We start from the raw sequence: 23301 nt of genomic DNA on the forward strand, positions 1-23301 counted from the left end.
CTATTGCATAGGTACTGGGGTTAGTTTTCGGAGGATGAAACCCTCCATGGATTCCCCGCGACGCGTGTCAATTCGTAATTTGGGGATGTAGAATTGGCTGTTGATTTCGCTTTGATCTGCATGTAGTTTGAGTGCTAGTGCATGCAATGGGTGATGGTACAACTCGGATGTAGTTGTCGGGAGTTGGTTACGGATTTTATCGTTGGATACATAGAGTTCGGGATCGTCGGAGCTCATTAGAGAGAGGATATCTAGTTCTTGGCTCAGGCGCTTTACTTCGTGGGGTGAATATTGGGCAAGAGAGGAGATGCCTAGGTATTGTTGTATTCGAGTCAGGCCGATGACCGAAGCGATATAAGAATAGTCCAGTCCTTGGTCTTGATATGGGGTGAAGATCAGTTTGTCCCAGTTGATAATGTCATAGGTAGCCTGTGTTTCTGTAGCGATGATGCCTGAGACTCGAGTACTTTGCCGGAGGACGGGGTCTAGATGGTTGGGGTTGCCCATGTCGTTACAAAGACCAATGTAGAGTGCGGTGCCTGCTCCTGCCGAACTCCCCATGAGAAGAATACGAGAAGGGTCTATAGCCAGGGAATCCGCATGGAGCCGTAGGTACTGTAACGCACGTTTGCAGTCATAGATACTTCGGATAATTCCTCCTTCATCGTCTAAATAGCGGTAGTTGAGTGTTGTCACAGCAATGTTTTGAGCCAAGAGTTCAGGGATCAATTGGGTGTGGTAGCTGCTGCCATAGGTATTCTCTTTTTCCCCTTGGACGAATCCGCCACCATGAATGATGATGACCAAGGGGGATGATTTTGGATTGTGTGGAGGTCTGAAGAAATCAAACCGTGTCCTCTCGTATCGGTTGTACGGAATGTCCTGATAGAAGTGACTCCCGGCAGGAATGGGGATGGGAGGAGGGCTTTGGAAGGATGAGAAGCTAGGGTGCTGGTTCGAGTAAATGACACTTTGTAATCCGCTTGCTAGAAAGACGAAAGCAAAGAGTCCAAGTATGGTGGGAATTGTTTTCATAATTCATGTTTTTAATCGAAAAGGCATAATTCTAGGACCAATTTGAGGGCCTAGAATTATGCTGTAGCGGTTGGCTGTGTGCGTTTATAAGGTCATTCTTTGACTATGAGGCGTGTCACCGTAGGTTGATTGGATCCAGTGAGTTGTAGTGCCCAGATGCCTTTCGCCAATGTGCTGATATCAATACTGTCGTCTTGCAAAGACGCTTCAATTATTTTTTGGCCAGTGAGTCCAAGTATTTGATAGTGTGTGTAGGACGAGGTTAGCCCATCAATTTGGACTTGACCACTGCTTGGGACTGGATATACGGTGATCGATTTCAAGAGATGGGTCTCTAGAGGAATTTCTTCCTTGAGCCCCCACACTTCCATTTCAGTGATGCTGTTCCAGTTGTTGGAAGTGTTGCCCGAGCCAATCAACCGGACGTATTGTGCTTCTGTATCCTCTAGATCGATGATTTCCAATTCTGCCGTAGTGCCAGAGCTTTTGCCGTTTTTTACCACGGTGGTGAATGTTGTGCCGTCCATTGATAGTGCTATTTCATAGTAGCTTTCTCGGCTGTCTCCCTTGCCAAAGCCAATTTTGAGATAGTGTACAAACTGAGGGACCCCTAGGTCAAGAGTGATTGACTGTTCGCCTTCGGATGCCCAAAGTGTACTGAGGTCTCCGTCGAGGACATTCTCCTTGCCGTTGTTTTTATCTGCTTCGACTTGTTCCGCAGAAGCTGTGACGGCTATGACATCCAGTTGCTCTCCTCCGGGATCTTTACCGTCTTGAGTCACTGTGATTTGATTGGATAGCGCACCTGCAGAGAGGGTTACTGTGCCTTGTCTTTTGAAAATCTCAGGGTTGGCAGTCGTGCTGATAGTGAGTGTGGCTGACTCTGAATCCGAGGTAGGCGTGATGCTGATCCATGCGTCGGTAGTGCTAGCAGTCCAATCGAGGTTGGTTGTTATTTCTACAGTGGCTTCACCAGCTGCTTCACCATATGACAATGCTTGTGTGCTTAGTACGAGGTGGTCAATTTCGGTTTCTCCGTCATAGTCTGGGTGGTATGATGTAGGGCCTACGTCTGCAGCAGTAAGAGGGAGGTAGCGTACCGACTCTTGGTTGAAAGCATGTGCTCCCACTGTACTCACGGCTCCTCTAGTCTTGCCTTCTACATCTTCGTCTGCCGTACCTATGACCTCCGTATTGGTTTCATAAGTTGGCGTGTTGGCAGTGGATTTCCAGACTTGATCAGTATTGTCAAAAGCTAAATTTGGATTGGAGACGAGGATTTCACTGTCGGTGAATGTCTGTGAAGCATCAGCTGTTAGTACTGCGCTACCTGTAGGGTTCATGACATTGTCCACCCAGACCATATTGTCAGGTGCGTTGTGAAACTTGATAAGCTCATTGCTCTCTCCAGTCACTACGTTGTATGCCATGACTACATCTCGGGGTGGTTTGCTGTACTTTCCGTTGTTGTCAAACCCAATTTCAATACCATGGTCATTGTTGACAAGTGTATTGTAGGCGATGATAGCTCGCTCGATTCGAAAGTGCTTAGATAGACTGCTGTTGCCTGATTCGGCATCTCCTTCGGTCAGGGTGATAGGGGCATCCCATTTGCTGCCTTTGATTCCCTCGATGTAGTTGTTGATGATGACATGGTCTTCGCCGTAGATGCGGATTCCTCCGGAGCAGTAAGTGCCATCAGCATCGGTAGAGCAGGCTGTGTCTCCCCCGAAAATGTAGTTTCCTTCTATTCGGTTGCGATTGCCGTGACGCAGCGAGATGGTTCCTTCACTGCGTGTGATCGTATTGTGTCTGACGATGTTGTCGCAGGATTTGATCGATATGATTTCGGGGTCCCCGTTGCATGTTTCGAAAAAGTTGAATTCAATGGTGGTGTATCCGCTCGATTCGGACATTTCGCTCCATCCTACGCGTATGGACTCTTTTTCATTCGTTGCTCGAGGCCCGTTGTTTTTGAAGTGGTTGTGATCGATGAGGTCAAATTGTGATTGAATGGTTTCGCCTGATCCATCGATGGTGATATAGTGACCTGTTTCGACCTTGTTTTGAAAAGTGTTGTGGTCGATGCGGTTGTGGTGGCTCAGTGAGCTAGTAGGCTGATCCCAAACTCCCCCGATGTACACCCATTTGGTTGATGAGGTTTCTTGGAGGTCGAAGGTATTTCTCGTGATACGAATGTTGTTGCTTCCTTCGAGTTTGATGGCTGTCCCACTATTGGTAAAGGTGAAGCCATGAATGATGAGGTGTTCTGAGGTGCTTAGGACAAATTTGGTACCGCCTGTCAAAGTGGTTGCGCCTATGGACTCTGCCATGATCACTATGGGGGCGTCATCTGTCCCTTTGAGGTCTTTGATCGAAATGCTGCCATCATCGTAACTACCAATCGCTAGGACTAAAGTGTCTCCGGGTTGTGCAGTTTCTATTTGGTCTTTGAGATCATCTATAGTGGAGACGGTCGTCTTGATGCCTTGGGCTTGTGCAGCAAGCGACATGAGACATAAGAGCACAAGGCTCAGGTTCTTTTGTATATTGGTTTTGTATGTGTACATAGTCTGTCTTTCATATTATACATGCTGTAATGGTCAGGTGGGTGTAGCTAGGGTCACAGGGACGGCTGTGAACAAAAAAGGCCTGAGAAAATCCCAGGCCTTTGTTTGTAATAGGGGTGTCTTATTTGATGCTGATTGTGATGTTATCAATCCAGCTTTCTGCATCACCGTTAGCGTTTGGATCTACACTCTTCATGAAGAATACTAGATTCTCAGATTCTGCAGTGAATTCCATAGTGTATGTTTGGAAGTTCGCTTTTGCTGCTTCAGCATAGCTTTGTACAGTTACAGAAGTGTATGTGTTTTCTTCTACGATTTCAGTTTCAGAGTGGATATCGTCTTTCAACAACCAAGCTGTTACCTTATCGATAGCAGGGACGTCTACAGACTCAGTAGATGCACGGAAAGTCACTTCATAGGTAGCACCAGGTACTACAGTGATTTTCTGGTAAGCACCTCTTAGTGCATCGTTGAATTTGATACCGTTTGTTTTCGTACCGTCATCTAGTTTTTCTCCATCACTAGTCATACCGCCACATCTGAATGCATCGTCATCCCAAGCGTGATCAGCAGGTAGTTCCCACTCATCGTTGTTGGTTTGGTACACATCTTTGATTACTTCAGACTCATAGCCTGCGTCATCAAATGTTCCGTTTCTGAATGATGCTTCAGGGATTACAATTGAAATTACTTCTTCTGCAACGTCAGTTGTTTCGTCAGCGCCAGTGATTGTCAATGTTACAGTGTAATCTCCAGGAGAAGCATATGTGTGCTCTACGTTCATGTCAGTAGCTGCTTCGCTTTCGTCACCGAAATCCCAAGAATAGCTTACTGCTCCAGTAGATGAGTTGATGAAAGTTACGTCAAATACGTCAACTTCCGCGACAAACGATGCTGCAGGAGCCTCTACTGGGCCACCGTCACCATCATCACCGTCACCGCTGCTATCGTCATTGCCACATGATGTTGCAAATACTAGAGCACTCATTGCAAATAGAGATGCTGCAAATCCTCTAGTGAAAAAGGCAGATGCCTTACTTTTAGTTAGAAATGTTTGTTTCATAGTCATTCTTAATTTTAGTAATAAATAGTCTTTAATTTCTAGTTTTCCAATCACAGGGCTACCAATAATTGGTTGACCAAAGTAGCGAATAGTTTTTTTGATTCCAACTTTGTATGAGAAAATCTTATAAAAGCGTCTTGAAATGTGCTTTTATATGCTTTTTCTTCTCTTTTGTTTGATTTGGTTGTTCAAAAATTGGAAAACCATTTTTTTAAAATGAAATGGTTTTCCTGTGCCATAGCCGTTGAGAGTCTTTGATCTCGACTATGGTTTGATGAGTAAACGTAGGAGGCTATTGTAGCTCGAGTTCGTAGATGATGACCTCTGCGATTTCGTCTGGGTCTTCGTCAGGGGAACTCTTTCCGTTGCATTGGTTCTGTGCACTTGATTGTGAGTAGCAGCCTGCTTTGAAATAGCATGATTTCAGCGTTTTGTCCCAGGTGAGTTTGTTTTCACCATTGTAGTTGACAATCACTTGATTGTTTTGTGCGATGATTTCGAGTTCGAAGACATCCCCAAGGGTGTAGTCTAGGTCAAGTGGCACTACGTGGTTGCTGTTTTCGTAAAAACAGGCCAGATAACCTGTGTTGTCATTAGGGTCACCTTCTTGCGTGACTGTGCCTACACACGGGTCATCACTGCTTCGTTGGTATTTGCCTGGGCTGTTGCCTGTGTAGCGTATCAGGATTTGGTCATCGCCATTGTGTATTTGCCCTGCGACAACTTGAGGTTTTTGTGTAGGGGCTTTGGTGATTGCTTGTTTGAGATACATTCGATGCATGGTGCTCCCTTCGTTGCTCCAGTCTGTGTTTCCACTGCGGTTGTATTCGCGTAGTTCTGTTCTAGGATAGTAGGTGCCGCTGGAGGTTCTTTCTCCACCACAGTTTGTCGCAAAACGAACTCCGATATCGTTACCTTCTTTGTCCTGTACCGTTTCGAAGAAGTTGTACATGGTTTCTTCATAGGTGGCGAGTTCTTCAGGTTTGATTTCGAGTGCATCACTGGCATGATTGTCTGTGACGTACTCTCCACTTTTATTCAAAGGCAGTGTGATTTTCCAAAGGCCTCTCATGTGAAGTACAGAGCTAGGGAAGCCAGTTCCGTCTTCGTCTTCATGAACATTGACTACATACTCTTGTGTGCTTCCATCTTCGGCGGTTACCGTGTATGTGACAGGTCCAGTGAAATCCTGTGCTACACCAGATGCGGGAGTTATTGTGGCATTTTCGGATACTGTTATAGTAGGAGTGAGCGAGCTCCTATTTTCCTGGTAAGGTACCCATGCGTCTACTTCCTTGTATTTTTCATAGACGATTCCTACAGCTGTAGGATCATAGGCTTCAAAGGCAAAAGTCAAGAGAAATTTTTCATCGCTTGGAGGTTCTTCGCCTAAGGTGACCGTGACTGTATAAGCCTGTGTCGATTCGTCTTGTGCAGTGACTGTATAGGTCACGGGTGTACTGAAATCTTGTGCTACACCAGATTCGGGGGATACCGTAGCGTTAGGCGAAACGACTATGGTAGGGATGAGTGTGGTCAGATCTGTGTCATAAGGAACAGTCATCGTGATGTTCGTTTCAGCGATGGTTCCTGTGACTACTGGATCGAGTTCATCGAACGAAAATACTTCTATTTGTTTGGAGTCATCCAAAGATGGTTCTTCGCCCTCGTCTTCTTTACATCCTGTAAATGTGCTCATTAGAAGGATAGCCAGTCCAATGAATCCTAGTAATTTTTGTTTCATAATCTTTCTATTTATTCTTTTAGTCTTCTCAAATGATAGAGACAAACCTAACCAATAACTGATCCACAGTCAATTGGAAATCTAAAAAATTAATGATTGGTAGACCAATTATGTCTTGATATGACTTTTTGTGATCCAAGTATCAAGGTGAATTGGTGAGTCGATTAGAGAGACGGAGGGTGTGTCAGTGAGGACGAAGTGAGGTGATGACTCGAGGTTATGGTCAAAGTACTTACTGAGACGAGGCTGGAGTCGGATGAGGAGTAAAAAATGAGAGGCCCCTCAGCATTGCATGCAATGCTGAGGGGCCTCTCATTTTTGTGCGTGATTATTTGTGATCGTTTACTCTGTATGATAGGTACGAGCAGAATAAAGGATGACTTGAGAGTCTTCCGTTTTGTCGTCGTTCCACTTGAAGTAGTTGCCAGTTTTGAAATAGTTTTCGTGGATATAGTCATTGGCAGCATAGTCGTAGAGTTCTGTGTATTCTACATCAATACCTTTGGCCTCACAGCGCAATGCGTAGTAGAGGACACCTCTTTTGACCAACAAACTAATTGTGAATTTTTCATTGTCTACTTGTCCTATTGAGTTTTTTCTAATGTATTTGCTCGTCCAAAGGTCTCCTTCTTTGGTCGGTTTTACATAGTGTTCGGTGATCAGTTCGCCTTCTTTCCATAGTACCTTGACGGTAGCGGGGTCCCCAGGTGCACCGGTGGTGCTTCTGCCGTGGATTTGTGCTACATACGTTTGTCCGATCCCGTTGCAAAAATCTACGCTGAGTGTGGAAGCTAATCCATGGACGCTTTTTCTATCCATGACCCAGTTGTCTGAGGTTGTTTGGTTGCCTCTCCAATATTCTCGCAATTCGGTTCGGCAGTACCCTGATCCATTGACTTCTTTGTAGCCAGATGTAGTTGCTCCAGTAAATTTGGTATACATCGTATAGCTGTTGTCATCATTTTTGTAAAAGTATGGAGCAGCTTCTGTAGATAGGTTGTCGTTTTCTATGTCCTCATAGTATATAGAGGTGGCACTGCCTCCATTGTCAATAGGAACCGAGAGGTACCAGTTGATCCAAGTAAACGCATCGCCGGACTCTAAATCGACCTCTGTCTCTTCGGCGATAGTAGCCACATAAGTTTGTGTCGAGCCGTCTTCGGCTGTGACGGTATAAGTGACAGGGCTTGTGAAATCTTGCGCTACGCCTGATTTGGGCGATACAGTTGCTTTATTTGAGACAGTTATGGTTGGCGTCAGATTGCTGGCAGCAGAGAGGTCGGTGATCCATGCTTTGACTTCACCGTCACCGACGTAGGCATTCACTATAGGGGTCATACCTTCAAAAGAGAACGAGAGAATGTCTGCCGTATCGCTTAGTGGTGCCGCTTCTTCACTCACTATGACCGAATAAGCCTGAGTGGACTCATCTTCTGCGGTGACCGTGTATACTACGGCTTGACTGAAATCTTGACTTTCGTCTGATGAGGGTGTTAAGGTTGCCTTTTCGGAAAAGGTAACCGTAGGGGTTAGTTCGGTCACATCTGTTTCATAAGGTACGGTCAGCGTAATGGTAGTGCCATTGATTGCTCCCGTGACTATTGGATCGAGTTCTTCGAAAGAAAAGCTTTCTATCTGTTTTGAATCGTCCAACAAGGGTTCCTGTTCTTCATCTTCTTTGCATCCCGTGATGGAATTCATACATAGAACAGTCATCCCGATGAATAGTAATAATCTCTGCTTCATAATCTTCATTTTATGGTGTGTCTTCCTACAGGCGATGACAAACCTATTAAATAATCGGATTGCAAGCAATTGGAATTCTAAACAAATATCAATTGGTAGACCAAAATGTCGCGAATAGATGAAATGATAGGAGAGAGGGGCTTGTACTTGTGATCAAGCGGCTAGAGGAAGTATGATTTAGTGTACGGGTAGTGTTGATGATCTTCTTCCCAACTGCTTTAACTAGTTATGTGCGTTAAGTGTATCTAACACACTTAACGTGATGATTAATAATGATTTACTTAACTTATAGGAGGAAATCTTGATCACGTCAATGCATGTCTATACATGTATTGATGAGGCTAGCTGCTTTATGCTTTGCCTACTAGGATATAAGCTTACCTGTATGAGCTGAGCTTGTCACACTTTAGCGGGTAATTCATGTTCTACAGAAGATATTATCCGAACAAGAGGGTGATTTTTCTGAAATTCTTTGTGGAGTTGTTCGGATATTCTCTATATTGGCATCTCAATTGATTGGTAAACCAATTTTATATCGTCCAATTGAAACGTGAATTGCTAAAAATTTTAATGAATGATTATGAAAAAACTATTACTCTTAAAAAGTAAGTACATGGCAATATATGTCATGTGTTTGTTTTCGTTTTTCGCATCTGCACAGGATACTACTGTGACGGGTGTGGTTGTATCCGACGAGGATGGCGAGACTGTTCCGGGAGCCACAGTGCTTGTGAAAGGCAGCTCTAACGGTACAGTGACAGATTTGGATGGTAGATACTCTATATCTGCACCAAGTGATGCCATTTTGGTGGTGAGCTTTGTCGGTTTCGAAACCCAAGAAATCGGAGTGGCGGGTAGATCAGTAGTGGATGTTTCCATGACAACTGATTTTCAACAATTAGAAGAAGTGGTCGTCGTAGGTTACGGTACGGTCAAGAAAAGTGACAATACAGGAGCACTGTCTTCAGTCAAATCAAAAGATCTTAATGCTTTCCCTACTTTGAGTGCAGTGCAGGGCCTACAAGGTCGTGCTGCTGGTGTTCAAATTCAGTCAACCAATGGTGGTCAACCAGGTGCTGAAATGAACATGAGAATTAGAGGGGGTAGCTCGATCAACGCAAGTAGTGATCCTCTTGTGGTGGTTGATGGTTTTGTAGGTGGTGAAATGCCTCCTCCAGCAGATATCGCATCGATGGAAGTATTGAAAGATGCATCTGCTACTGCAATCTATGGTTCTAGAGCAGCCAACGGTGTAATCCTCGTGACTACCAAGTCTGGAGGAGCAGGTAAAACGAAAGTAGATGTCAACAGTTCGTACTCCTACCAAGAAACAAGCAATCGCTTGGATTTATTGTCAGGTGAGGATTACAGAGATTATATCTTGGAAGTGGTGCCAGCATATAGCTATGATGCTACAGTAGATACAGATTGGCAAGATGAGATATTCAGACCAGGACATATTTGGAACAACCAAGTGTCTGTAAGTGGCGGTAGCGAGGATGTAAAGTACTACATCTCTGGTACGCAGTTTGAACAAGAAGGGGTCATTGACAACTCTAGTTATGAGCGCTTCTCTGTGACGAGTAATTTGAACATCAAAGCTTCTGAGCGAGTAACCATCGGGATGAACTTGTACGGTAGACGAAGTATCGATCAAGGTGTATTGACACAAGAAACTACTGGAGGTAGCAGCAGTACAGGGGTAGTTGGTGCAGCAGCTAGACTGGAGCCTGATACTCCAGTTCGCGATGCGGATGGCAACTATACTCAATCTAAATTGGGAGACAATATTGATAACCCTGTAGCAATCGCTAATGAGATCGATAGAGAAAGAGTAACAGATAGATTTCAATCAAATGGTTTTGTAGATTTCAAGCTATTGGATTGGTTGAGCTTCAAAACTACTTTGGGAGCAGGTGTTACTTCATATAGAGAAGGGGTGTTTAGCTCTTCGGACCTAGTGAGAGGTGGAGAGAGTGGAGTAGCGACACTTGAGTTTGACAAGGCAACCAACTTGTTGACAGAGAACTACTTTACGATCAACAAAGAGTTTGGTATACATAGAATCAACTGGGTGAATGGATATTCTTTCCAGAAAAGAGTTGACGAAGCAGTAGAGACTGGAGCAAGCAGCTTCTTGTCTGAAGCTACTTCATACTGGTTGTTGGAGAGTGGTGCAGCAAGCATAACGCCTGTGTCAGCACAATCTACTAGAATTTTGAAATCGTATTACTCTAGAGCAAACTATACGCTTATGGATAGATACGTGTTTACTGCGACTATCCGTTACGATGGTGCATCGAACTTTGCGAAGAACAACAAGTGGGCATATTTCCCATCTGGAGCAATTGCTTGGAATGTAGGCGATGAGCCGTTCTTGGAGTCAATCAGCACTATCTCTGATATGAAACTTAGAGCCAGTTATGGTTTGACAGGTAACCAAGGTATCGGAGCATACGAGTCTTTGGCTACTGTGGATGCGTACTATAGCAACAGACCTGGACAAGGAGCGTTGATTTTGGGTACATTGTCCAACCCTGATTTGACTTGGGAAACTACAGCTCAATTGGATATAGGTATTGATGTTGGGTTGTTTGACAACAGAGTAAGATTGACAGCTGATTACTACGACAAGCAGACATATGATTTGTTGTTTGATCGTCCGATCCCTGCTTTCTTCGGTGTGAACGAGTCTGTTCCGACTCAGCTTCAAAACTATGGAGAGATCCAGAACCAAGGGTTTGAAGCAATGTTGACGACTAGAAACTTGGTAGGAGATTTTACATGGACTTCTAACGTGGTATTTGCCATGAATAAAAACCAAGTGACATCACTTCCAGATTCATCGACAATCTCATACTTCAATGCTCCAGGTCACTTCAATATTACTTCTGGATTCCAGTTGCTGCAAGAAGGCCAGTCTATGGGTGTGTACTACGGCTATGTCTATGAAGGTGTGACTCAGCCAGGAGATCCACTGTTGGTAGGATCAGATGCAAAAATCGGAGGAGAGCAATTTGCCGATCTCAATGGAGACGGTGAGTTGACAGATGCAGATAAGAAGATCATCGGTAACCCTCATCCTGATTTTACATGGTCGTTCAATAACGATTTCACCTACAAAAACTTTGACATGAACATCTTCATTCAAGGAGTACATGGCAATGAAATGTTGAACTTGACAAGAATGGAATTGGAGTCATTTCGAGGTACAAACAATGTCTCTACAGCGGCTCTAGATAGATACAACGCGCTAGACAACCCAACAGGAGATATTCCTTCTGCTGACCCTGCTAGAACGCAGAAGATTTCTTCAAGATGGGTAGAGGATGGAAGCTACGTACGTTTGAAAAACGTCGCTTTGGGATACACTGTTCCTCAGTCCGTATTGGAAAAAATCAAAGTACGTTCATTGAGATTGTACGTGAGTGCTCAGAACCTGTTCACTATTACCAATTATTCTGGTTTGGATCCTGAAGCGGCATATGCCAACGAAGGAGAAGGTACAAATAATGCCGATTCCAACAGAAACTTGGGACTAGATTATGCTAGTTACCCGAATGTGAAAACATATACGGTAGGACTAAACTTAGGCTTTTAATTCAAGCCTAGTAGATTAATCAAATGTCAAATATTAATTCTAAGAATATCATGAAAAAATCATATATAATCTCAGCAATGTTCGCCTTGGTCATGGTGTTTTCCATGTCCTGTGAGACTTTGGATGAGAGCCCAAAGAGTGTATTGGCTCCTGAGGGCTTATTTACCACGCCTGAGGAATTGCAGGCCGCAGTGAATGGAGGATACTCCTTGTTGACTAGAGAGGAGTTTTATGGAAGGAAATTGTCGTTGGCTTTGCTCGTAAGAGGGGACATGTGTGGAATCGGTGATCCGAGTACAGCTGCACGTAGACAGACTTGTGATCTCATGCAGATGGAAGTGGACAATGGTTTGGTCAACGTATTTTGGCCGATTGGTTACAAAGTATTGGCAGCAGCCAACACCGTGATCAATGCTCAAGGCGTTGTGTCGGGTAGCGAAGAAGATGTAAATGCGGTAGTAGCTGAGGCTTATTTCTTGAGAGCCTATGTACACTATGTGTATGTGAGATTGTTTGGTGAGATCATTTACATGGATGGTCAGCCTATCGATGATCCGTTGGCGGTACAGCAGTCTCCTATCGACGAGTCCTATAGAGGGATCATTGGGGACTTAGAGTTTGCAGCGCAGTGGTTGGCAGATGTCCCAGCGGACAGGTCTCACCCAGGCAAAGCGGCTGCTCATGGTTTGCTAGCGTCTGTATACATGACTCGCGCTACGTCTACTGCAGCTGAAGGAACGGATTGGCAAGATGCCCTAGACCATGCAGAAGAGGTGATCAACAACGAAGGTCAGTATGCTGTGGGACTAGAAGAAGATTACTACGATATTTTTGATCCAAACTATGTGTCTTCTGAAATCTTGTTCAAAGTAGACATGATTGCCAATGATTCGTACGAAAAAACTCCTGGTGATATCGGCGGATCTAATGCAGGTACTGACCAGATTGGATCAGTTACTGGACCAAGAGGCGATGAGCGATTCACAGCGGTCAATTCAGCTGCTTTCGGTTGGAGTGCCATCGTTCCAGAGTTGGAGGTATACACCAACTGGGATGGCAAAGATTACCGAAAAGCGGTAAGCTTGGATACAGCGATTACTTTCGAGGGGACTCCGGATTATTACTTCACCAATTGGGGCTCTATTCCTCAAAATGTAGCTAGACCAGCTATTGCGAAGTATTTCAGAGCAGTAGGTGAGTCCAACGTGATACACGGTATTGAGACTGGTCCTAGTTTGAGAGATTCGAATGCCAAGCACATCATGATGAGATATGCAGAAGTTATTTTGATTGCTGCTGAGGCAGCAGTTGAATTGGGTGACAATGCGAAAGCGGTCAGCTATATCAACCGAGTGAGAGCACGTGCGAGAGGTGCTGCTGGAGCGGGTGATTCAAAGTACCCTCCTAGCGCTGTCCCTGCAGATATCTCAGGTACTGTGACTGTGGACGATGTACTGGAGGAGCGTAGATTGGAATTGGCTTTCGAAGGTGTCAGATGGTACGATATCGTCAGAAGAGAAAAAGGAAATGTATTCTCAGGAGCTGCACCGGCTTTGGAAACAAGAAACTTCGACTCTGGCAAAGATTACTTGTGGCCTAAATACGAAGTAGATGTTACTTTGCTGGATGGGTTGACACAAAACCCAGGGTATTAATCCTAATTTTGTTTGAAACAATTTTTTTGAAAAGCCGAGCAGTACTGCTCGGCTTTTTTTATGCCTAGTGATCAATCATCATGTCGTGTAGGGATGAGGAGAAAAAAACATCTCTACCGAGGGATTTGGAATCTACTTACGTCTATAGTGAAAAATAAAATTCTATAGTATGAAGGTAACAAAAACAATATGGGCTACAGTTTTAATAGCAGCTGTTTGGATAGGGTGTAGTTCTGACGGTACATTGTCTGACGGTGATTCTGGAGTGACACTGACTGAATTACCTGCTGCCTTTTCTGCCTTTGATGCGGATCATGTGTCCGTGTTGCTTGATGGGGACGACATCATTGTTGAGACAGACGGATTGCCTAATCACACCTCACCCTATTGGTCCAATACTACTACTCGAGAAATGGATGGCGTCACTACTCAGGGATCTTCGAGCAACCATGAATTATTCGTGGAACCAACGATTACTTCATATGGGCAGATGGCGCCAGGTAATATTGATGATTTCAATGGTTCCTATGCTTTGACCGTGGATGCCACACCGGAGAGAGCCTCTTCGAGCTCTGCTACAGGGTTGGGAGCGATAGGGATAGCTGTGAGTGGTGCCGTCATCTACAACGACGAAGAGGGTCCAAACGTACCTCTTGACAATGCTGTGGGGTCCTTGGATTACACAGGAGCACATACCGGTCCTCAGAGTTACCATTATCATCTAGAGACTACAGCTTGGTCCGAAGACGATGACGCATTGATTGGGATTATAGCGGATGGTTTTTTTCTCTATGGGCGAAAATGTGCAGAGACGGGGACGTACCCAGACGACTTGGACGAGTCGGGAGGGCACACCAGTAGCACTCAGTACAACGAGGAGTCGGTATATCACTACCACATCCAAAATGACTTGTACCTCAATCAGTACTATATTCTGTTTCCAGGAGATTATCAAGGGACTGCCAATGCCATACGTTAACCTATATTTTCTGTTGATTTTTGCTAGGTTGCTGTTGCTCAGTACACCGAAGAACACAGATATGACTGTTTCAGTTAGTGAAAACGAGGTTCTTGTAGTCGTAAACGTCGAGCAGTTGAGTTTGCACGGAAACCAGGGGCAGTGGTATAGAGGAGAGGAGCCGTTTACCGGAGTGAGTGTACGACGTTTTTCAAATGGGCAGGTGAAGGAAAAGGTAGAGTACCTGAATGGAAAGAGACATGGTGTTCGTCAAAAGTGGTTTGAGAATGGTCAACCGAGTTATGAAGCATATTATACTGATAATCGCTTGAACGGAGTGGTGAAGTCGTGGTGGTGGAATGGACAGTTGAGATCAGAAGGGTCTTTTGTGGTGGGTAAGGCGAATGGGGTACAAAGGCAATGGTACAGTGATGGGGCACTTTTCAAGGAAATGAATATCGTCCAAGGGCGCGAGGAAGGGCTGCAACGTGCTTGGCGCAAAAATGGAAAGGTGTATGTAAACTATGAAGCCAAAAATGGTCGCATATTTGGTTTGAAACGCACAAATTTATGCTATGAACTCAACGAAGAAAATATTCAATTTGACCGTTGATCTATGCTTGATGGTAGGGTTACTTGTTATAGGGGCTGGGTGTAAGTCTTCACCATCTGAGAAGGAGAGTAGGATTGAGGTTCTGCCCTACTATAATGAAGCGACCTTTACACCGCAGTGGTACGCCTCGGATCTAGATTTACCCATAGGGTTTCATCAGATACCATCGTTTCGTTTGGTCAATCAGTATGGAGAGGAGGTCACGGAGCACACAGTAAGGGGTAAGATTTCCGTGGTGGACTTTTTCTTCACTTCATGTCCAGGAATATGCCCCAAAATGGCCTCCAATATGGCTCTTGTGCAGGAGGCATTTCTGGAGACAGATGAGGTGATAATGCTGTCGCTCTCAGTGACGCCAGAGTACGATAGTGTCCCTATACTACGAGGCTATGCTGAGCGTACAGAGGTGGTGAGTGGTAAGTGGCATTTGCTGACAGGGGACAGAGAGGAGATATATGATCTGGGACGTCATTGGTATTTTGTAGAAGAGGATTTAGGACTACAAAAGGCAGAAGAGGATTTTATTCATACAGAAAATTTCATCCTAGTGGATGGGAATCAGCACATCCGGGGGATTTATAATGGTCTCAATAAAGCGTCAGTTAATCAGTTGATTGCGGATATTCATACACTCCAGAATCAGATAGAATGACATGAAGCTCTTGTTGCACGGAATGCTGCAAGGGCTTTTTTGTCTATTTCTGTACTCTTCGGTGTTTGTAGTCCCTTTGGATAGAATCTAGCAGCAATCTCTTACAAGTTCTTGAATTTGCATAAATTGGCACCTATCAAAATAAGACTTATGCTACGGATAATATTATTGCTATCAATGAGTGTCATGACGTTCATGACTTTGGGACAAGCCCCTGCTTGGATGGATCCTGCGACTCGCATGAGTCAGTGGCCTGATGACCAGTACCTCAGCGTGATGGTATCGGAGACAGTAGGCAAAAAGGACAACCAGACCCAAATACAGACGCAAATGTACCAGTTGGTCAAAAGCCAGTTGTCAGATGCTATCTTGGTATCGATCAATGCCGAAACGCATCTCAATATCAGTGTGAAAAATGCCGAAACAGATCAACTCTGGGAGCAGCGTTCTCGATCTGCTTCCGATGTAGAACTCGTAGGACTCAAGCAAGAGTCCTACTATGACAAACGGCAAAAATCCTTGTTTGTGTTTGGTTATGTTTCGATCGAGGAGCTGAGTAATTACCACCGAGCCATCATTCAAAAGAACATCAACGAGATCATGGAAGGGCAGGAGCAGGTTGTGCGTGTGCAGAGCAAGTCCCAAAGAATAGAATGGCTGTCTCAGACTCAGTCCGCACTTTCTGCGATCGAAAAGTCTGTTCAGGTACTGACGGCACTGTCACAACCTCACGGTGCGGACTTGTCGTTCTTGCGTCAAGTTGCTCGGGACAGCCAAAAAGAACTCAACGACCTGTTTCATAGTGGACGTGTGAGTTTGGAGGACATCAAAACACGTTTGGCTACCGAGCTACTGATGAAGCTACCCAACGGTACAGTGGAGCCGGCTCGCCTTGAGAGCATGTACTATTCACAGACGACAGTAGGTAGTGAGTTCAGTAGTAGTTTGTTTGCTCAGCTAGGGGAAGTGCTAGGGGATGATCCACGCATCACACTTTCCACGACAGGCAAAGCACGGATAGTAGGTGTATATAGCATGACCGAGGAGGAGGTGATGTTTCAAGCGGCAGTAATCAACGGCCGAGAGGCCGTGTTATCGAGTAGTAGTTTTTCGGTTGGAACTTCGGTCATCGATCGACAGGGACTCAAGCTTCTACCGACGCATTTTGAGTTTATCTCCAAGTTGCCAGAGATGGTTGTAGAGGCACCTGCAGAGTTTCATGTCAAACCCAATGAATTTGTCAGTCGGCCCATAATGGTTCGATGTGTGTTGGGTGGGAGATCTGTTTCGAATATGCCGTTTCGTGTGCGGTTGGATCACAATGGGAAATCGAAGTATTATGGAGTGCTGAGTTCGGATGACGGGGTGGCGGCTTTTTATCTGACCACTGATATGGTATCTCCAGGGGCTGATTATCGATTGGATTTTAGTTTGGATTTGGCACGCTACCTATCGGTATCCGAAGATACCCCTCTCTTGTCTGCCATTCGTAATCAGGATGGTTTGTCTGAGGGGCATACAGAGTTGACTGTGTTGTCTCCGACGATATTTGTGCGCAGTAGCGAAGAAGGGATCGAAGAACCGCTGCGTATCAAGGTAATCGAGCCAGCGCTCAAAAGTGGCTTGGCACAATTGCGGTACGCTTTTGTAGAAGAGCGGGTGTCGTCGGATTATGAGTTGGTGGTGGAGGCATTTGCCCGGAAAGGGCAAACAGGAGACATCGCGACACTGGCATATGTAGATGCGACGGTTTCGCTCATCGATTTGGACACGCAAAAGGAAATTTATAAAAACTCGTTTTATGATATCAAAGGCATAGGAGCCAATTTTGACGATGCCCAGGCCAAGGCTTTTCAGAAAGCAAAAAGTCAGATCGTAGATGATCTGACCTATGAGTTGGAGTATAATCGGTGACCAATTGGTAAAAGGTTTTCGGATTATTTGGATACCTCTTTGGCGTAGCTCGATACGCGACGAATGATGCGGTTGGCGACCTCTTCTGAAGCTTGCTTGATGAGTTGAGCACTACCGATGTATTGCACTTCGTCGCGATTGAGATTGCTCGGTATGGCGCGTTTGTCCCCCCCTTCGTAGGTGTACCAGACTCCTGACCAATCTGCCGTGTTGTTTACTTCGTCAGTGACCAGTACTTGACCGGTGGTTACGTCGATGATTTTAAAAGTCGCTGCGACGGTTGATTTGGCGATTTTGATGTGTTGGTGCATTTGGACCGTCACGTCTTTCTTGATATCACGTGTCTTTTCTTTGCCGTCTTCCATGTAGGTTTCTTCCCCGACTTTGATCTTCTTTTCATAGCTACGGTCTTTGGGGTCGAGTCGTTCGGTATCGTAAGTAGTCAGTGTGACGGTACCTACGAGTATGGAGTTGACCCCTACGAGTTCGCCGAGTTGGGCAGTGGTGCCATCCTGCATCAAACCAGAGACGCTGAGTTTTTGTTCGTCAAGGATGCGGTTGGTAGCATCGCGATCGAGCAATTCAAAAAACTCATAATTGTTGTTGTATTTTGTAAAGTAGGAGAGGATGTCAAAGGCAATGCTCCCTCCCGCGTTGTGGTCACTGGAGGAGATGTTTTCGAATTCGGTGAGCCCGAGTCGGGTGGTGCCTAGTTTTTTGGCAGCCAAATAGCGTTCTTCGGAGTCTCGGTATGCGGGCACATATTCGTAGGCGTAGCGAAAACTCTTAGCGGCTGACTTGCTTGATTCTAGCCCTTGTAGTTGGGCATCCTTGCGGGCATTGGCATAGTGCATCGCTGCGGCTGCCTCGATGGTCTCGTTGAGAGAGGATTCTGCGGCAGCTAAGTCTGCGGATACATCTACGAGGTTGAGGTTGAGTGGCGGATCTTTCTTTTTGGCCGCTTCGAATTTTTCTGGATTAGTGGACCGTAGGATGCGATTGTATTTGCTGATAAGTGTGTAGTAGTTGATGATATCAGCCTTTTGATTGGCCGTGACGTCTCCTTCGAATTCTTCACTTGCTTTTTTGAGGTCTTCGATTTGCATCATAAAACTATTGGTTACCCATTCATAGTTGCTTCGGAGGAGTTCTTGTAGATCTGAGATAGAGCCCTTTCTCTTGGCGATTTGCAGTCCTTTGGCGGCATTGAGTAGACCAACTCCTGGGGTGAATTTCTCGGGTACTGTGGTGTTCTCAAAGGCGTTTTTTCCTGATTCAAAATTTCGCTTCGCTTCCCGCTCATAGTAATTTTCTCCCTCGTCCATTTGTATGTCGAAAGGGTAGAGGACGTAGGATTTTTGTGCGAGTAAGGGTGACGTGAATGCCAGTGCTAAGGCTAAGAAAAGCAATGATCTCATAGGGAGCGTAGTTGATAGTTGTTTTGGGTAGCTAAAATATAGTTTTTGGAACGTAAACGCCAGTACTCCCTCTGGAAGATGCCGTGAACATCATGTTGCGTAGCTAGTCGGCCAGGGTTGGTGGCTACAATGCCTGTGTCACTAGTTGCCTATCGCTCAATAGCATGAATCTGACTTCAGCCATTGAGGGGCAGGCGGGCTCTGCTGAAAATCAGCCTCGTAGGACTAAGTAAGTCAGGTATGAGAAATATACGATGAGAAACAATACTCCTTCCCATCTATCTATTCTTGGCCTCTTGCCTACGATCACGGCAAAGATCAATAAAGTACTGGCCGTAATGACCATCAAAATATCCGTATTGCTAATCACATCAAAGGGTAAGGGGCGGATGATTGAACTAAGACCTAGTATCCAGAGCAGGTTGAAAATATTGGATCCTATGACATTGCCAACAGCCATATCGGCCTGGCCTTTCTTGGCAGCTATAGCGGAAGTTACTAGCTCAGGCAATGATGTGCCAATCGCGACCACAGTCAAACCAATAAACGTTTCGCTGAGCCCAAAGGCTAGAGCGATTTCAAAGGCGCCATCGACTACCCATTTTCCACCTACGAATAGGGCGATAGAACCTCCAACCACAAACAGGATAGACTTGCTTGTTGGCAAAGAGTTGATTTCGCTTTCAGAGTCACTGGTGTTTTCCAGTTTGGACTTATTGGTTTTTGATACGACATAAATGTAAAACATGAATAGCGCAAAAAAGAGGAGTAATATGGAGCCATCCACTCTACTCAACGTAAGTCCTTTTACCTCTACAAATAGATTTGCATTGGCCAAAAAACCAACGAGAAGTGTAGCCACCAACGAAATTGGGATTTCTGTAAAGTAAATGGACCGCTGTATGGGGAGTGGCTTGATCACAGATGCAACACCCAAAATCAGCAGTACATTGGCAATGTTGCTCCCCAGGATATTGCCAATGGCTAACTCCGAACTGCCGTCTGAGCTTGCCAGAATGTTAACAATCAATTCGGGCATACTCGTCCCAAAGGATACAATGGTCAGCCCAATGATTAGTGTAGGGATCTTGTTTTTTTTAGCTATGGATGACGCTCCGTCTACCAAGTAATCTGCCCCTTTGATGAGCAGTACAAATCCAATTGCGAATAGTATATAAGTCATTGTAAGTTAAATAGGTCACACGAATTTAAAGGATTGATGAAAATATGGATGTTTTTATCCTCGAAATAATTGCGATCAACCCTCTGGTTGCTTCAGATATTGTTGGCTCAGTTTTTTAGACCAAGTTCAAGCGAACCTTGTGAGGAGATCTAATCCAGTATTTCATAATACAAATATTCCCACGCCAACTGTACGCTGAACATGGGTGGGTAAGAATAATCCTCTACTTCTGCTACTTTATATTTTGGCGTCTCAAAATCGGGATGGTTAAACAACTCCATCCAATCGATCTTTCCACTTTTTCCCAACTCTTTGTAATCCTTGATATGCCAACTTAAAAATCGTGAGGGGTATTTTTGAAAATAATCAACAGGGTTTACCTCTCCTACATCCATCCAATAAATGTCAGCTTGAAAGTAGACATATTTGGGGTCTGTGTTTTCCAAAAAATAATCATAAATCCGAACACCTTCAACCAAACCAAATTCATCGCCATGATTGTGAAAGGCAAAGGCGAGACCTTTGTCTTTGCATAATTTCCCTATGGTATTGTAATAGTCACAATAGCGCTGCAACTCTACTTTGGTTGTCACCGATTTGAGTTGATTATTTGAAGTTGTCAAGTACTCCACACCTGCTGCTATATGATCATCAATACACTTCGACCACCATTCCATGGTGCTTTTCCAGGCACCAGGACTAGGAAGGTCATGAAATGTCATCGAACCTAAAAACTGCATGTCCTGCTCCTCCACTACTTGACGAAACTCGGTGGGGGACATTCCGTAAAATGTCCCCTCGTCATATACGAAAGTCTCAACATAGCTGTAGCCATTCGGCTTAGTTCTCTTAGGGTTGTGACTGGGGATTTCAACATTTGCTGGTGAACAGAAACCAATTGAATGCCTATGTTTTTGTCCTTTGGGTTAGATTTAATGTACCGGGTTTTCCAAATGCTTTGATCCAACTGATCAAAGCCTTCTAGCAATACCTCTGTATAGCTTTGAAAATCAAATTTGACACGCAAGTAAAAATCGCCCAACATGTCGATATCTTGCATCTGCCATTCTCTTTCATTAGCAAAACGCCCCGTCCCGTTGAAAACCACGCCTTCGGCATTTTGTCCCAAAGCAATGATTTGGTCACTTTTTGAGTCGTGACTAATCAACTCTGTGAGTAGGGGCTGGTATGTGCTATTTTGATAGTGGAGTACTTCAACCTGCAAGGAATGATTTCCCATTTTAGAATGATTATTCATTTTCACAATGGGAAATGAATCAATGCTATCCGTGTCTGCATGGATGCTACTCACCCAATTTCCAGCATATTGATGTAGGCGATCAACTTGCGAATGGATTGTGTGCTGAGCCAGTAGCGTTTGACTCAAAATCATCAATACCCCTGTCATGACCTGGATTTTCATGTTTCTTTGTTCTGTTTTTGAAACTCAAGCCTACTTTTTGGCAAACGTAGCTTTGCTCAATTGGGCAGAAGGCTTGTGTAGGGTTTGTATGTGTCGTTTGATAAAAGAATCAAAGTAGTGAACAGGCTATTTCTTTCATCTAGCGGGGTAGTAGTCTGTCATACCATGTTGTGTGCAGGTCTTTCTTTTTTGATCAAATCATTGATAGCATTCCAAAGTGAAATTCTCTTTTGTAAGGATTGTTTAGCGACTGCTAAAGTTTCGTTCCACTTTTGTTCGTCATTACCGCATAGTTCTGCAATCATTTTGAGAGACAATGGTCCGTGCTCATCTCCGTCCAATTCTATGTGTCTTTCAAGGTAATATTTTAGTTTATTGTAAGATTTGTTTTCAGCATCGGCATTTTTGAGTATTTCAATAAACATATCAGGGATGACATCCTCTCGCCCAAATGTAAATGCAGAGGCTATTAGATGGGCTTGGTGTGTATCAATGATTGAAAAAGAAAACATGACAAAATCAGCTACTCTTTCATCAATATTGATTTGGTTCAAAGCATATTCAAGTGGATTTCCAGATTCAACCAGTTGGATGAAATGTTGAATCTCAGAAGTGCTTCCGTTGGCTTGCATCAGAGCATCCAAATACATTTCAAAATGACTCTTAGGTTCTCCTATTTCATTGATGTCGCTTTCTTCCCCGTGTACGATTTCATTTATGAATCTTGAAAGAGTTGGTTTTTTAGGAGGAGTCCAAGGAATTTGAACATTGGTCAATTCTATTTGCAGGGATTTTAAAAGGGACATAAAATCCCAAACAGCAAATACATGATTTTCCATGAAAATTCTGATGTCACCTAAGGTTCTTAGGTTTGTGTAAAGTTCATGGTTTTGTAGTTGATCTCTCAACTCTGAGATTTCATTTTCTATATGTTGTATTCTATTCATCCTGTATTTTTTTACAGATAGTATCTGTGACTAAAGAGTGATGCTCTGTTTGTTGAAAGCAAAATTCCTAATTTAATATCAGTTGTATGGGGCAATATTTCATTTTTATTGAAGGCCTTTCAATACTTCCAAAACCTTGGATAGTAGCCCGAAGATATGAAGGCTTCGGACTACTTGCACTGCTCTATTTTCTGCAGCAATGCCTTCTTCAGTCTTGAAAAAGAATGGAGTGGTGTATGTTGTCAGTCTGGGATTTATTTTTGGTATGCGCCCGACGAGTATGTGAGTTCGTAGCTGTGTGTATAAATCTCGAAAACGATCCCGAAGGGGTCTTCTACATATACCATTTTGTATGGCTTCTCATTGGGGTAGTACTCCCTGATGGGCATTCGTTGTTTTCCGCCGTATTCCACGATTTTGTTCGTAAGATCTTCGATGTTTGGATCCTGGACACAGAAGTGGAACAGTCCGGTATGGAAAGGGTTGAATTCTGGGGCTTCTTTGATGCCATGCGGAAATGAAAACAACTCTACCCCGATCCCGTCGGAGGTGGACAAGTGGGCAATCTCAAACTCCTCCCAATCTTTTCCAAATACGTCAATACACATTTGGCCTATAGCAGTATCTGTTTCTTTCAATACTTTTGACGGTGGCATAATGACATACCACCCCATCACTTCTTCGTAAAACTTCACGGCTTTGTGAATATCTGGGACGGTGATACCTATGTGTGAAAAGGTTCTTGGATATTGGGTTTCTTTCATGATGATTTGTGTGTT

Annotated in this window: 17 protein-coding genes; 6 read left to right on the top strand and 11 right to left on the bottom strand. The window is 44.3% G+C overall.

What is annotated here, in order from left to right; genetic code table 11:
* The 5 genes from BFP72_RS00670 to BFP72_RS00690 all read right to left on the bottom strand — a co-directional run bounded on the left by BFP72_RS00670 (window position 1) and on the right by BFP72_RS00690 (window position 8158).
* Complete coding sequence (locus BFP72_RS00670) at window positions 1-1035, bottom strand: alpha/beta hydrolase (protein WP_099597267.1); 1035 nt, start codon at window positions 1033-1035, stop codon at window positions 1-3.
* Window positions 1036-1127: 92 nt separating this feature from the next.
* Window positions 1128-3605 (bottom strand): chondroitinase-B domain-containing protein, encoded by a 2478-nt coding sequence (locus BFP72_RS00675; RefSeq protein ID WP_099597268.1) that lies wholly within the window; start codon window positions 3603-3605, stop codon window positions 1128-1130.
* Between the two features lie 121 nt (window positions 3606-3726).
* Window positions 3727-4668: a PKD domain-containing protein gene (locus BFP72_RS00680; RefSeq protein WP_221406448.1), complete on the bottom strand. Its 942-nt coding sequence runs from the start codon at window positions 4666-4668 to the stop codon at window positions 3727-3729.
* 292 nt (window positions 4669-4960) lie between these two features.
* Window positions 4961-6412 (bottom strand): polysaccharide lyase family 7 protein, encoded by a 1452-nt coding sequence (locus BFP72_RS00685; protein ID WP_099597270.1) that lies wholly within the window; start codon window positions 6410-6412, stop codon window positions 4961-4963.
* Between the two features lie 342 nt (window positions 6413-6754).
* The gene (locus tag BFP72_RS00690; protein WP_143519887.1) at window positions 6755-8158 is read right to left on the bottom strand and encodes a polysaccharide lyase family 7 protein; all 1404 of its coding nucleotides are present in this window, start codon (window positions 8156-8158) and stop codon (window positions 6755-6757) included.
* 613 nt (window positions 8159-8771) lie between these two features.
* On the opposite strand from BFP72_RS00690, the gene BFP72_RS00695 reads away from it, so the two are divergent.
* The 6 genes from BFP72_RS00695 to BFP72_RS00720 all read left to right on the top strand — a co-directional run bounded on the left by BFP72_RS00695 (window position 8772) and on the right by BFP72_RS00720 (window position 17551).
* Window positions 8772-11759, top strand: a complete 2988-nt coding sequence (locus tag BFP72_RS00695; protein ID WP_221406449.1) for a TonB-dependent receptor — start codon at window positions 8772-8774, stop codon at window positions 11757-11759.
* Between the two features lie 50 nt (window positions 11760-11809).
* Complete coding sequence (locus BFP72_RS00700; RefSeq protein ID WP_158233217.1) at window positions 11810-13414, top strand: RagB/SusD family nutrient uptake outer membrane protein; 1605 nt, start codon at window positions 11810-11812, stop codon at window positions 13412-13414.
* A gap of 169 nt (window positions 13415-13583) precedes the next feature.
* Window positions 13584-14393 (top strand): YHYH protein, encoded by an 810-nt coding sequence (locus tag BFP72_RS00705; RefSeq protein WP_099597274.1) that lies wholly within the window; start codon window positions 13584-13586, stop codon window positions 14391-14393.
* 61 nt (window positions 14394-14454) lie between these two features.
* Window positions 14455-14985 (top strand): toxin-antitoxin system YwqK family antitoxin, encoded by a 531-nt coding sequence (locus tag BFP72_RS00710; RefSeq protein ID WP_143519888.1) that lies wholly within the window; start codon window positions 14455-14457, stop codon window positions 14983-14985.
* Window positions 14948-15637: an SCO family protein gene (locus BFP72_RS00715; protein WP_255397134.1), complete on the top strand. Its 690-nt coding sequence runs from the start codon at window positions 14948-14950 to the stop codon at window positions 15635-15637. Before BFP72_RS00710 ends, BFP72_RS00715 begins: the two co-directional genes overlap by 38 nt.
* 150 nt (window positions 15638-15787) lie before the next feature.
* Window positions 15788-17551: a hypothetical protein gene (locus tag BFP72_RS00720; protein ID WP_143519889.1), complete on the top strand. Its 1764-nt coding sequence runs from the start codon at window positions 15788-15790 to the stop codon at window positions 17549-17551.
* Between the two features lie 23 nt (window positions 17552-17574).
* On the opposite strand, the gene BFP72_RS00725 is transcribed toward BFP72_RS00720, so the two are convergent.
* From BFP72_RS00725 to BFP72_RS00745, 6 genes are all read right to left on the bottom strand, one after another.
* Window positions 17575-18969, bottom strand: coding sequence for a CsgG/HfaB family protein (locus tag BFP72_RS00725; protein WP_099597277.1), 1395 nt, complete (start codon window positions 18967-18969; stop codon window positions 17575-17577).
* A gap of 211 nt (window positions 18970-19180) precedes the next feature.
* On the bottom strand, window positions 19181-20152 hold the full coding sequence (locus BFP72_RS00730) for a calcium/sodium antiporter (protein WP_099597278.1): 972 nt from the start codon (window positions 20150-20152) through the stop codon (window positions 19181-19183).
* 149 nt (window positions 20153-20301) lie between these two features.
* Entirely contained in the window at window positions 20302-20934 is a 633-nt protein-coding gene (locus BFP72_RS00735; protein ID WP_255397135.1) for a sugar phosphate isomerase/epimerase, read from the bottom strand.
* Entirely contained in the window at window positions 20907-21575 is a 669-nt protein-coding gene (locus tag BFP72_RS19360; protein ID WP_255397136.1) for a hypothetical protein, read from the bottom strand. The genes BFP72_RS00735 and BFP72_RS19360 overlap by 28 nt, the downstream gene beginning before the upstream one ends.
* 158 nt (window positions 21576-21733) lie before the next feature.
* Window positions 21734-22522, bottom strand: coding sequence for a DUF3050 domain-containing protein (locus tag BFP72_RS00740; RefSeq protein ID WP_099597280.1), 789 nt, complete (start codon window positions 22520-22522; stop codon window positions 21734-21736).
* A 254-nt stretch (window positions 22523-22776) separates the two neighbouring features.
* A complete protein-coding gene (locus BFP72_RS00745; RefSeq protein WP_099597281.1) occupies window positions 22777-23286 on the bottom strand; it encodes a lactoylglutathione lyase family protein in 510 nt (169 codons plus the stop codon).
* Between the last annotated feature and the right edge of the window lie 15 nt (window positions 23287-23301).

Origin of the sequence: Reichenbachiella sp. 5M10 (assembly GCF_002742335.1) — a bacterium.
In the GTDB taxonomy this organism is placed as follows: Bacteria; Bacteroidota; Bacteroidia; order Cytophagales; family Cyclobacteriaceae; genus Reichenbachiella.